Annotated in this window: 8 protein-coding genes; 4 read left to right on the top strand and 4 right to left on the bottom strand. The window is 68.4% G+C overall.

Annotated elements, in window-relative coordinates; translation table 11 throughout:
- The first annotated feature begins 122 nt into the window (after nt 1–122).
- Together Q9R17_RS19700 and Q9R17_RS19695 are read left to right on the top strand one after the other, a co-directional pair.
- Nucleotides 123–527 (top strand): response regulator, encoded by a 405-nt coding sequence (locus Q9R17_RS19700; protein WP_308156269.1) that lies wholly within the window; start codon nt 123–125, stop codon nt 525–527.
- A 58-nt stretch (nt 528–585) separates the two neighbouring features.
- Nucleotides 586–2,112 (top strand): PAS domain-containing sensor histidine kinase, encoded by a 1,527-nt coding sequence (locus Q9R17_RS19695; protein WP_308158388.1) that lies wholly within the window; start codon nt 586–588, stop codon nt 2,110–2,112.
- A gap of 35 nt (nt 2,113–2,147) precedes the next feature.
- Here Q9R17_RS19695 and Q9R17_RS19690 read toward each other — a convergent pair whose 3' ends face one another.
- Nucleotides 2,148–3,473, bottom strand: a complete 1,326-nt coding sequence (locus Q9R17_RS19690) for a hypothetical protein (RefSeq protein WP_308156268.1) — start codon at nt 3,471–3,473, stop codon at nt 2,148–2,150.
- Between the two features lie 213 nt (nt 3,474–3,686).
- Between Q9R17_RS19690 and Q9R17_RS19685 the strand changes: the two genes are divergently transcribed.
- Entirely contained in the window at nt 3,687–4,103 is a 417-nt protein-coding gene (locus Q9R17_RS19685; RefSeq protein WP_308156267.1) for a host attachment family protein, read from the top strand.
- Between the two features lie 66 nt (nt 4,104–4,169).
- On the opposite strand, the gene Q9R17_RS19680 is transcribed toward Q9R17_RS19685, so the two are convergent.
- Entirely contained in the window at nt 4,170–6,833 is a 2,664-nt protein-coding gene (locus Q9R17_RS19680; protein ID WP_308156266.1) for an autotransporter outer membrane beta-barrel domain-containing protein, read from the bottom strand.
- Nucleotides 6,834–7,084: 251 nt separating this feature from the next.
- Between Q9R17_RS19680 and Q9R17_RS19675 the strand changes: the two genes are divergently transcribed.
- Nucleotides 7,085–9,436 (top strand): GH92 family glycosyl hydrolase, encoded by a 2,352-nt coding sequence (locus Q9R17_RS19675; RefSeq protein ID WP_308158387.1) that lies wholly within the window; start codon nt 7,085–7,087, stop codon nt 9,434–9,436.
- 310 nt (nt 9,437–9,746) lie between these two features.
- On the opposite strand, the gene Q9R17_RS19670 is transcribed toward Q9R17_RS19675, so the two are convergent.
- Nucleotides 9,747–11,123, bottom strand: coding sequence for a sensor histidine kinase (locus Q9R17_RS19670; RefSeq protein ID WP_308156265.1), 1,377 nt, complete (start codon nt 11,121–11,123; stop codon nt 9,747–9,749).
- The gene (locus tag Q9R17_RS19665; RefSeq protein ID WP_308156264.1) at nt 11,116–11,790 is read right to left on the bottom strand and encodes a response regulator transcription factor; all 675 of its coding nucleotides are present in this window, start codon (nt 11,788–11,790) and stop codon (nt 11,116–11,118) included. The genes Q9R17_RS19670 and Q9R17_RS19665 overlap by 8 nt, the downstream gene beginning before the upstream one ends.
- Between the last annotated feature and the right edge of the window lie 13 nt (nt 11,791–11,803).

Raw genomic sequence — 11,803 nt, 5'->3', positions numbered from 1 at the left:
CGCGTGATGAACGCACCGGTTGCCCGTGCGGCGGCCGTCACGTCCTCTTGGCGGTGGCTTCGCGCACGCTGTACCGGCAGCCGCTGACCATGGTGACAGCAGGCACGACCGGAGGAAGGCGCGTGAGTGATCGCGGCAACAGCGAGGAAGTGCTGCAGGGTGTCCGGGTGCTGGTGGCCGAAGATGAATTCGCCATCGCGATGTTCCTGGTCGAGTACCTGCAGCTGAAGGGTGCGCAGGTGGTGGGCCCGGCAGGCGACCTGCGGGCGCTGGGCGTGCTGCTGGATGGAAACGTGGTGGATGTAGCGCTGCTGGACATCAACCTCGGCGGCGAACAGGTCTATCCGCTGGCCGATCGGCTCAGCGAGGCGGCCATTCCGTTCCTGCTCACCTCCGGCTACGACGACAACATTCCGGTGCGTTTCGCCCAGGCGCCCCGTTGCCCCAAGCCGTACCGTATCGATGTACTGGCCCAGCAGCTGGCCGGGCTGGTGGCCAAGGGGGGTGGCCGGGCGCATGTTGCCTGATCCGGCGGGCATGGCCAGCCAGGCCGGTGCTTCCGGGCCCCAGCCGCCACCGGCAGGCATGCATGGGGCTGTGCGGGCCGCCGGCGCTGGCGGCATGGCCCTGCGCATTGCCGGCTTCGACTGGTCGGGCACGGCGCTGGGCCCGCGCACGGGCTGGCCCCCGCACCTGCGCGCGAGCGTGGACCTGATGCTGGCCCATGGCTTCCCGATGATCGTGCTGTGGGGGCCGGATCTGGTGCAGCTGTACAACGATGGCTATGCCCAGATCCTGGCCGACCGGCATCCGGGCGGGCTGGGCCAGGCCACCGCCGCGTGCTGGCCCGAGGTGTGGCACATCAACGGGCCGATCTATGAACGGGTGTGGCGCGGGGAAACCGTGACCTTCCAGGACAAGCTGTATCCCCTGGCGCGCAGGGGCCGGTTGGAAGATGTCTGGTTCACCATCAGCTACAGCCCGCTGCGGGACGACGATGGGGGCATCGACGGCGTGCTGGTGACGATGTTCGAAACCACGACCGTACACGCCGCGCGGGCCTCGCGCGACCGCGAACAGGCGCGGCGTCGCGACAGCGAGCGCCGCCTGGCGCTGCTGTTCAAGGTGCTGCCGGTGGGGGTCTGCCTGATCGGCACCGATGGCCAGGTGCAGATGAGCAATGACCGCATGCGCACCTACCTGCCCAGCAATCGGGTGCCGTCCAACGATCCGGACAACGCCGTGCGCTGGCAGGGCTGGCATGCCGATGGATCGCCGGTGCAGCCCGCCGATTTCGCCGCCGCCCGCGCGTTGCGCGGGGAAACGGTCGTGCCGGGCATGGACTTCCTGTTCACCCACGAGGATGGCCAGGCGCGCTGGACGCGGGTGGCCGCGGCCCCGCTGCACGATGGGCAGGGCGGCATCAACGGGGCCTTCAGCATCGTGATGGACATCGATGCGCTCAAGCGCGCGACCGAGCGGCAGGCCGTGCTGCTGGCGGAGCTTCAGCACCGCGTGCGCAACATCATGGCGGTGATCAATGCCATCGCCGTGCGTACCCGCGATTCGGCCACCACCGTGGATGATTATGCCGAGCGCCTGTCCGGCCGCCTGATGTCGCTGGCCCGCACGCAGGCGCTGCTGACCCGCACGGCCAATGCCGGCGTGTGCCTGCGCGGCATGCTGGAAGAGGAGCTGGCCGCGCAGGCCCACGATGCCAGCCAGTACCAGCTGGAGGGCGAGGATGTGCTGCTGCCGCCCAAGGCCGCCGAAGTGCTGTCGCTGGCGGTGCACGAACTGGGCACCAATGCGCTCAAGCACGGTGCGCTGTCGGTTGCCGGTGGCCAGGTCCACGTGGCGTGGCGGCTGGCCAGGCGGACCGGTGGCGAGTGCTGGCTGGAACTGCACTGGCAGGAACGGCATCCGCCGCTGGAAGGTTGGGTGGCGCCCCAGCGCAAGGGCCTGGGCCGTGCGCTGATCGAACAGCGGGTGCCCTATGAACTGGCCGGCACCGGCCGCCTGCGCTTCGCCGCCGATGGCACCGAGGCCTGGATACGTTTTCCACTGCGCGACCGCGACAGCCTGCTGCAGACCGACGCGCCGGAAAGCTGAGCCTGCGGCCTCGGGCCCCGTTCTGCGCAGCGGCATCAGGGCAGTGGCTGGGCCGCGATATGGGCCAACAGGGTGTTGCTGATGACCGCGTACCCGGCCCCGGCATGCGCGGCCAGGGATGTGGCGCGTGGATGCTTGTAGCCGGAGTGGTTGCCCGCCGAAAAGAACGCTTTGGACACGCCTGCAACAGCGGCCGGTGGAACCGCGTGCTTGCTGCCATCACTGCCATGGTGCGGTACCACCACCGCATCGCACGGTACGCCGACCAGTGCCTTGATCGAGGGATTGCCGTCGCTGGCGAACCGGTTGTAGTGGTAATCACCCGGGAACAGCAGGGTCTGGCCGTCCATGCTGAGCCGGGCCACCAGCGCCTTGCCATTGGAGTCGGCGCAGGACGGCGCGGTCCGCATGACCGACAGCGTGGCAGTGCCCAGTGGTACGGTGTGGTCGCCTGCGGCAACGACCTTGCCGGCCAGTGCGGGGGATTTGAACGGCAACGGAGCCAGGCCGACCGGCACGATGATGCGCCCGACGCCGGCAGCAAGCGCGGGATCCCAGTCGAGCAGGCGCCAGTGGTCCGAGTCCGCATGCGAAACGATGGCCTCCAGTGTCGACAGGGGCTGGATGGCAGTGTGCAGATCGTTGATGAAGGGGCCGGCGGGAGCGGGTCCGGCCAGGTAGGCCGGGCGCTTGATCGGCGTGCCGGCGCCGCAGTCCAGCAGCAGGCCATGCTGGCCATGGGTGATCAGGCTGCACATGCCCTGCCCGACATGGAAGGCCGTGACAGACAGGGGCGTGGCCATCGGCGGCGCGGGAACGGGCGCCGGAGCGGGGGCTGGCACAGGCAGTGGCAACAGCGGGGGCGGCGTGATGGCCGGCCCGGCGACCAGCTGCAGGCTCATGATGTGCAGGTAGGTGGGTGTCCGCACGCCCTGGAACAGGCAATAGCCATAGCTGCCGGTCGGTCGGCGGGCCCGCCGGTAGCGGACCTTGATCCACGGCACGACCGCCTGGGCGTCCGTGTCGTTGCCATCCCACTCATCGTCCCACTCGTCGTCCCACTCATCGTCCCGCCCAGCGTCCTGTTCGAGATAGCGACGGAACGATGGCCGCAGCGCTTCCCACAGGGGGTCGTGGGGCCTGCTACGGCATACGTCATGCCAGGCGATGTCCAGCAGGAAGACCTCTGCCTGCGCTTCGTTGAATGCCCGGGCCTGGAAATCGCCAGCGCTCACCCCCACCAGCCGCAGGCAGGGAAGGTCCGGAGCGTAGTCCTGGATGGCGTACCGCTGGTCCAGCCGCGCGTAGAGCGTGCCTTTCGGCAGTGGGTAGGCGTTTTTATTCCGGGGAGCATCGGTCATGGTCTGCATCCTGCATGGCTTGCGTCCGTGTACGCGCCGCTACTGTTGCACGCGGCGGCCACTGCGGGCAGTCGGGGCCGGCCCTACACCGGCCGGCAGCAAGCACCGGCAGACGGTGTGCCCTGAACCCGATGACACCCTCTGCACAGGGCCTGGTCGTGGCGCTTACAGGCGGCCTTCTAGGGTGGAATCCCCTTCTTCCAGGAGCAGACCATGACCCCGCGCATTCCCCAGGGCACCCTGATCATCGTGGCCAATGGCGGCTCCGCACGTGTGTTCACCAATGTCGGCAGCGATCACGCGCTGGCCTTGAAGCAGGAAGGCGAACTGAACCTGCAGGAATTCAGCGCCGAAGGCGTGTCCGGGCAGGGGCCCTCCGGTGCGGTGCCGCCGGACATGTCGCCGTCCCAGCTCAATGAGGCCACCTTTGCCAAGCAGGTGGCCGAGCAGATCAACGACGATGCCCTGCACGGCCGCTATACGCATTTCGTGCTGGTGGCCGACCCGACCACGCTCGGGCGTATCCGCCCGCTGCTGCACAAGGAAGCGCAGGCGCGCCTGCTGCATGATCTGGCCAAGGACCTGACCAATGCGCCACTGGAAGACATCCAGCGCGCCCTGGCGGCGTGACCGGCATCCCTTTCCTGCGTGGGACGACGCTCCTGCTGAACCCGCTGTCCCCGCCGGGCGCCGCGCTTACCAGGCGTAGCTCATGCCCAGCTGCGCGCTGGTCAGGTGGTAGCCGCTGGCCTGCTGGCGGGCCAGGCCGCCCCACACGCCCAGGCCGTTGGCAAACGTCACCGAGGCACCGGCGCTCACTTCGGCACGGCTGCGTGGAATACGCGCCTCCACCCGTTCGCCATCCATGCGCACCCGCGCGTCGGCGCGGCTGTGCAGCCAGTGGGCGGCCAGGTACGGCTGCACCTGTGCGGCACGGCCTTCCCAGCGGGTCACGCCGGACAGGCGCAGGCCGGCGCGCCCGAACAGGCCATCGGCATCGTCGGTGGTCACCACCGTGCCGTTGGCTTCGGTGTGGCGGGTATCGCTCCAGCGGGTGTAGCCCACCTGCAGCTGCGGCTCCAGGTACAGGCTGCTGCTGGACGCGCCGCGCAGACGGAATGCGTAGCCGGTTTCGAGCGCCCCCTGCCAGGCGCGGCTGCCATAGCGCTCGGCCATCAGGCTCACGCCTTCCACGCGGTTGCGGAACCGTGCCCGCTGCACCGAGCCGTCCACATAGAAGCCGGCATGCGGGTCGGCCAGCGGGCCACCGCGCCACGTGCCGTACAGGCCCAGCGCTTCACCCTTCACCTTGCCGCGCGCGTAGTAGCCGCTGAGCGGATTGGTGGAGGTGCTGGTGGCGTTGCCGCTGGACAGCATCACGCCGACGCTGCTGCCGTTGCCGGCGCGCCACAGATCGGTGCCCACGCTCAGCGCCTGGCTGTTGCCATGGATCTCCAGCTGCCGGCCTGCCGCATCGAAACCCTGCCGGTCACCGTCCACACGCGCCCAGGCGCGGCCGCCGTTCTGGCCGGCACGGCGCGCGTGGTAGCCGATGCGGAACATGTCCTGCGAGGCACGCAGGTTGGCCACGTATGCGCCGCCTTCCGGGCGCAGGATCGGCTCGGGGTCCGGGCCGGGTGGCGGAGTTTCCTCGCCAGGATCGACCGGGGTGACCGGATCGACCGGCGGCGTACAGGCGGCGGGATCGACCACGCAGGGGTCCGGCGGCGTCGGCAGCACCGAGCGCAGGTACCAGTTGCCATCGGTGCCAGTGCCCTTGTGCAGGAAGTAGTCGTACTGGCCGCCCACGGCGCGGCCGGCCAGGGTGAACTGGCCGTTGGACGCCCCGCCTACTGAAATCAGCTCGATGCCCTGGGTGGTCTGTGCGCCGGCTCCGCCGATGTTGTTGACGCGCACGTTGGCGGTGCCATGGGTGTCGCCAGCGATCACCAGCGTGTCGGTCGCCGCGTCATCGCCGGCCAGCACCGTGTTGAACAGCAGCGTGCCGCCGTTGCCGGTGAAATCATCGCTGATGGCCAGACGGTGGAACGTGTCGCCCCGGCCGAGCGCCACCACCGCTTCGGGGCCGACCTGCAGGCTTGCGATCGTGCTGTCGCCGGTCAGCTGCCACTGCGCATCGTGGATGGCAATGGCCCGGCCACCGTCGATGCGACCGGTCAGCGTGGCACCATCGCCCAGGGTCACGTCCAACCCGGTGGTCATGTTCTGGCCGACCAGATCGCCCACCAGGTGCGAGGCCGAAACCCGCAGGTCCACCTGGCTACTGGCCTGTGCATGGAGCAGGATGCCGCTGCTGGCAGCGAGCGTGGTGCCGTTGCGCAGGTCGATGCGGGCCAGCGCGCTCGCGGTCCCGTCCACCTGGATCGCATCACCACCGGTTGCCACGATATGCGTACCGTCCAGCAGGATGCTGCTGCGGGCAGGCGTTTCGATGCGCAGTCCGCTGAGGACGCCTTCGATGCGGCTGCCGTAGGCGGCCAGGGTGATGTCACCCTGCGCCAGTACGCCGATGCCGTTGCTGCCAGCCCCCTGCAGGTGGCTGCCGCGCAGGGTCAGTGCGCTGGGCCCGGACAGCAGCACCGCCGGGCCGGCGGTCGCGGTGACCTCGGTGGTGTCCAGCCGCGCATGTGCAGGCATGGCCGCACCGGCGGTGGTGGTGACCAGCACCCCGCGCGTACGCCCAGCCACGGTGCTGCCGATGATGTCCGCTTCGCTGTTGGTCATGGACACGCCGGTGTGACCGGACTGGATCCGGCTGTCGACGACGGTGGCGCGGCTGTCCGCAAGCCGGATGCCAATGCCGTTGCCGGTGTTGGTGGCTTGCAGCTGGACGTCCTGCAGGCGGATGGCCGCGCCTTCCTGGACATCCACGCCGATTTGGGTGGTGGTCACTGTCGAGCGGATGACCTCGAGTTCAGTACTGGCACGTAGCGCCCAGAGGCCGATGCCGAAGACGGTGACATCCACCGCTTCCAGCCGGGCCATGCTGTTGTTGATCAGCGCTGCATACCCCCCACGAACGGGATTGCCCAATGTCCCGCCCCGGATATCCACATGCCCGCCTCTGGCATTGATGAAATCGATCCGGGCGTCGGTCGCTTCCATCCGCGAATCGGTCACGAACGTGTTCAGCACCTCGGATTGCGGCAGCAGTTGGAGCAGCGCCCCATCGTTGACGAACCAGTCCTCCACCCGATCACCTGGTTGCACGGTGTGGGTCGCGCCCGGGCCTGAGACAGTGCCGGCCCGGGCAAAGGGCACCGGCAAGGCCAGCACGGCGAGCAGCGCCATCGCCAGCGGACGGGCAAGCGGGGCGATGGTGGCGGGGCGGATGACCATGGGGCGACCTCCTCGACGGATAGGGGTATGTGCCAGAGACTGTCGTGTGTGACGTATTTGGCGCGTTATCAGTGTTCACCGCCCCTGCCGCAGATGCCATGCAACAAGTTGCAAAGCATGTCGATCCGCGCATTGCGTCCGGTTCTGGGCGTGTGACCACGCGCCTGCGCCGGGGGCCCCCTCAGCCGCAATGCAACATGCGACGGGGACTGCCCAGTGCTATGCTCGGCCCACCACCTGAATCGATCTAAATACCGATGCCCACGTTGGACCGTCGTTTCCTGATCGCTGTCGCCGCCTCGGCGATGTTCGCTTCCGGCCTCAGCGCCGCCGCCCCCGCCAAGACCGCTGCCGACAAGGCCTATGCCTCGGTCGATCCGTTCATCGGCACCGGCGGCGAGGGCCATACCTATCCGGGCGCCACCGTACCGTTCGGCATGGTCCAGCTCAGCCCGGACACGCGCATCCAGCCGCGTGAAAAGGCCTATGGCTGGGCGGCGGGCTACCGCTACGACGACAGCAGCATCGTCGGCTTCTCGCACACGCATTTCTCCGGCACCGGCCATTCGGACCTGGGCGACATCCTGGTGATGCCGTTCACCGGCACCCCGGGCCTGGAACGTGGCGATGCGGACAAGCCGGGCAGCGGCTACGCCTCGCGCTTCCGCCACGATGATGAAAAGGCCGAGCCGGGCTACTACGCCGTCACCCTGGATGACTACAAGGTCCGCGCCGAACTGACCACCAGTGCGCGCGTGGGCGTGCACCGCTACGCCTTCCCGAAGGGCACCGATGCGAAGGTGCTGGTGGACATGCGCACCAGCATGTACGACTACCCGGGCAAGGTGCTGTGGTCGCGGGTGCGCGTGCGCGAGGACGGCACCGTGACCGGTTTCCGCGAAACGCGCGGCTGGGCGCCGGGCCGCCAGCTGTACTTCGCCATGCGCTTCTCGCGCCCATTGGCCCGCCATGAACTGCACAACACCGAGCAGGACATCATCTACAAGGGCTTCGCCCCCCCGGGGGAGAAGGACCCGAGCCAGCGTGCACAGATCGAAGGCCGCCAGCTGGTGGGCACCTTCGATTTCGGCAAGCTGGACGCACCACTGGTGGTGAAGGTGGCCATTTCGCCGGTCAGCGAAGCCGGTGCCATCGCCAACCTCGATGCGGAAGTGCCGGATTTCGACTTCGACCGCGTGCGTGCGCAGGCGAAGCAGGAATGGACCAAGGCGCTGTCGGTGCTGGATATCGATGCGCCTGAACATGCGCGCCGCAGCACCTACACCGCGCTGTACCACACCATGCTGGGCCCGACGCTGTTCATGGATGCCGATGGCCAGTACCGCGGTGCCGACAATGCCGTGCACAAGGCCACCGGTTTCACCAACTATTCCACGTTCTCGCTGTGGGATACCTACCGTGCGCTGCATCCGTTGCTGACCCTGGTGCAGCCGGAAAAGCGCACCAGCGATTTCATCAACTCCATGCTGGCCCACCAGGAAAGCAGCCCGTACGGCATGCTGCCGGTGTGGTCGTTCCACGGCCTTGAAGACTGGTGCATGATCGGCTACCACGCCGTGCCGGTGATCGCCGATGCCTACGTGAAGGGCATCCGCGGCTTCGATGCCGACAAGGCGCTGAAGGCGATGGTGGCCACCGCCAACTACGGCCCGTATGACGGCATCGCGCAATACCGCGAGCTGGGCTACGTGCCGATCGATGAAGAAGGCGAAGCAGCCAGCAAGACGCTGGAATACGCCTTCGACGACTGGACCATCGCACGCATGGCGCAGGCGATGGGCAAGCAGGACGTGGCGGCCACCTTCGACAAGCGGGCGACCAACTGGCGCAACGCCTTCGACAAGGACACCGGCTTCATGCGCGCGCGCAAGCGTGATGGTTCGTTCCGCACGCCGTTCGACCCCAGTGCCAGCGGCTACGGCACCGACTACACCGAAGGCAATGCCTGGCAGTATTCGTGGTACGTGCCACAGGACGTGGCGGGCCTGGCGGCAGCGCACGGTGGCAGCGACAAGCTGCTGGCGCGCCTGGATGATGTATTCAATGCCAAGGTCGACCCGTCGATCTTCGCGCACATGGAAGACATCACCGGCCTGATCGGCTGGTACGCGCACGGCAACGAGCCGAGCCACCACGTGGCCTACCTGTATGCCTATGCCGGCCAGCCGTGGCGCACCCAGGCCCGCCTGAAGCAGATCATGGACACCCAGTACGCCGACCGCCCCGATGGCCTGGCCGGCAATGACGACGTGGGCCAGATGTCGGCGTGGTACGTGTTCACCGCGCTGGGCTTCTACCCGGTGGCACCGGGCTCGGGCGAGTACATCATCGGCCGTCCGTTCCTGCCGAAGACCGCCATGCGCCTGCCCAACGGCAAGACCTTCACGATCATCGCCGACGGCCTGGACGACAAGCACACCTACGTCGGTGGCGTGACCCTCAACGGCAAGCCGCTGCAGCGCACCTTCCTGCGCCATGACGAGATCCTGGCCGGTGGCGAGCTGAAGTTCACCATGCAGGCCGAAGCGAACACCGCCTGGCCGGGGCAGGGCGCACAGGCGCCGTATTCGATGAGTCGCTGACCCGATACGGCTCTGGTCGGTGCCAACCGAGGTTGGCACCGACCGGATGAATCACCGGCCCGCAATCCCGCTTGGGTAGATGCCAACCTTGGTTGGCACACCGGAGATCAACGGCGCCAACCAAGGTTGGCGTCTACCGGATGAGTCGCTGACCCGCGATCCCGCTTGGGTAGATGCCAACCTTGGTTGGCACATGGGAGATCAACGGCGCCAACCGAGGTTGGCATCTACCGGATGACTCGCTGACCTGATACCGGCTTTGGTAGATGCCAACCTTGGTTGGCGTCCACCGGATGGGTCGCCGGCTCGCCTACCGGGCGGGGAGCCGCAATCCCACCCGCGCGCCGCCCAGCGGCGATGTGGCGATGGTCAACCGCGCGCCATGCCGGTTGGCGATCTCGCTGACGATGGCCAGCCCCAGCCCGCAGCCATCGCCGCTGTTGCTGGCGCGATAGAAGCGTTCCGTGACGCGGGTGCGTTCGCCGGCTGCGATGCCGGGACCATCGTCATCCACACACACCTGCACGCCACCGGGCTGTATCGCTACGCTCAGCGTGACAACACCGCGTGGACGGCCATAGCGCAGCGCGTTGTCCACCAGGTTGCCCAGTGCCTCACGCAGCAAGGGCACATCGCCCTGGACCGGCACGCCCTCGTCCGGGCCTTCGTAGCCCAGATCCACCCCGGCCTGCACCGCGCGGTCGGCACTGCGTTCGAGCACCTGCCGCGACAGCGCCGCCAGATCGACGGTCTGCAGGGGCAAGGCCGTGCCGTTGCTGTCTTCCGAACGGCTGAGCATCAACAGCTGGTGCACCAGGTGCTGCAACCGCGCCAGCCCGGCCAGGGTGCCCGACAGTGCCAGCTGCTGGGCCTGGGGATCGTGCTGGCGCAACGAGCTTTCCAGTTCGACCTGCATCGCCGCCAGTGGCGTGCGCAGCTGGTGCGCGGCGTTGGCGACGAAGCGGCGCTGCGCGTCCTGCATGGCCGATAGCCGCTGCAGCAGTGCGTTGATGGCCTCGACGGCCGGCCACAGTTCGCGCGGCGCCTCGGCGGCAGGCTGCAGCGGTGCCAGCGGGTCGGGCCGGGGCCCGGCCAGCCGGCGCGCCACCTGGTTGGCCTGGCGCGCGGCTGCGCCGGTGCCGGCCCAGGCCAGCCACGCGGCAAGCGCCATGATCGCCGCCTGGAAGGGCACGCTGGTCATCAGCAGCTTGCGTTCCAGCCGGTGCCGCTTGCGCAGGGTTTCGGCCACGCGCAGGCGCACGCTCTGGCCGCTGGCGGTGGGTACCTGCACTTCCACCATGCGCACCGCCTGGCCACGCAGGCGCGCATCGTAGTAGACCGCCTCGCCAGCGGCGGCCTGCACGGGGCGTGGCAGCGGTTCGGGCAGATCGCCATACAGGCGTGCGCCGCCGGCATCGAGCACCTCGCCGTGCACCTCATCCACGGTGTCCCAGGTGAACATGCGTGACACCGCCGGGGTGATCTCCATGCTGGCCCTGCCGTTGTGCACCTTCACCAGTTCGGCCAGCGACATGGCCGAGTCCAGCAGCCAGCGGTCGTAGACCTGCCCGGCATAGAAGCGGGCCAGCGCGAAGGAACCCACGGCACTGCACAGCAGCAGCCCCAGCAGCGGCAGCCACAGGCGGCGCAGCAGCAGCCCGCGCAGGCTGTGCATGCGCTCAGCCATCGTGGCGTTCCAGCCGGTAGCCCAGCCCGCGCAGCATGCGGATGCCCACGCCGGCACCGGCCTGCTCGAACTTGCGGCGCAGGCGGCTGACATGCACTTCGATCACCGACAGGCTGGCCTCGTGGTCCCAGCTGTAGAGCGTGTCGAACAGGCGCTGTTTGGTGACGATGCGCCCGGGCTGCTGCATCAGCATTTCCACCAGTGACAGCTCGCGCGCGGTCAGTTCCAGGCGCTCGCCATCCACCTGCACTTCGCGGCGGTTGCTGTCGAAGCACAGCGCGCCGATGCGCTTGTGCGCCGGGGCATCGCTGCGGCGTCGCGACAGCGCACGCAGGCGCGCTTCTAGTTCGCCCAGGGCGAAGGGCTTGGCCAGGTAATCATCGCCGCCGCTGTCCAGGCCGAGGATGCGGTCCTCCACGCCATCGCGTGCGGTCAGGATCAGCACCGGCAGGGTGATGCCTTCGCTGCGCAGGCGCGAGAGCAGCTCCAGGCCATCGATGTCGGGCAGCGACAGGTCCAGCACCATCACGTCATAGGGCGCACTGGCCAGCGCGGCCGGCGCGGCCAGGCCACGCGGAAGATGGTCGCAGGGATGGCCCGCGCCGTGCAGGGCGCGCACCAGTCCATCGGCCAGGGCAGCATCGTCTTCGATCAGCAGGATACGCATTGCAAGCTTCGCG

Source organism: Stenotrophomonas sp. 24(2023) (assembly GCF_030913365.1).
In the GTDB taxonomy this organism is placed as follows: domain Bacteria; phylum Pseudomonadota; class Gammaproteobacteria; order Xanthomonadales; family Xanthomonadaceae; genus Stenotrophomonas.
This window is presented reverse-complemented; position numbering and strand designations above follow the sequence as displayed.